2 protein-coding genes are annotated in these 671 nt (G+C 35.9%); one reads left to right on the plus strand and one right to left on the minus strand.

Annotated elements, in window-relative coordinates; translation table 11 throughout:
• On the plus strand, positions 1-188 hold a 188-nt coding region (locus JMW94_RS14765; RefSeq protein WP_201600791.1), incomplete at its 5' end, for a transposase.
• A gap of 338 nt (positions 189-526) precedes the next feature.
• Here the strand turns inward: JMW94_RS14765 and JMW94_RS14770 are convergent.
• The coding region (locus JMW94_RS14770) for a transposase (protein ID WP_201604902.1) at positions 527-671 on the minus strand (145 nt) is incomplete at its 5' end.

Here is a 671-nt window from a genome sequence, read left to right on the forward strand (position 1 = left end):
GAAGCAATACTAAAGCACCTAATCCAGAATTTGATAGCTACTTATACAAACTGCGCCATCTTGTTGAGAATATGTTCGCAAGGCTCAAACACTTTCGTAGTATCGCCACTCGCTATGAAAAGTTAGCGCGTAATTTTAAGTCAATGCTTTATCTGGCGTGTACTATCGTTCATTGTAAGATGAATTGAAGACACGCCCTAGTATCATTATTACTGTTAATTGAAAAATCCCCACCAACTTGAATTCCTGATGAATTTTTCTTAACAGTCTGTTTTTGACTTTCTTCAGCTTTAGCTTTATTCCCAAATATGAATGTTGATATTAGAGCTGATAGACTAACGATCGTAGTTAATACTGGCTCGAATCCCGGCTCAAAATATAACCACCCTATTGAAACTAGCAAGGCTAAAAATGAAAGAACTCTTATAAAGACTTGCACATTATTTCCTCAAATACTCAAAGTAAACGTTCATTATAAATATTGAACCAATAAATCATTAAAAATCTAGATTACTAGGGCGTGTCTTCAATTCATCTTACAATGAACGATAGTACACGCCAGATAAAGCATTGACTTAAAATTACGAGCTAACTTTTCATAGCGAGTGGCGATACTACGAAAGTGTTTGAGCCTTGCGAACATATTCTCAACAAGATGGCGCAGTTTGCGA

Source organism: Psychrobacter immobilis, from assembly GCF_904846185.1.
Taxonomy (GTDB): Bacteria; Pseudomonadota; Gammaproteobacteria; order Pseudomonadales; family Moraxellaceae; genus Psychrobacter; species Psychrobacter immobilis_B.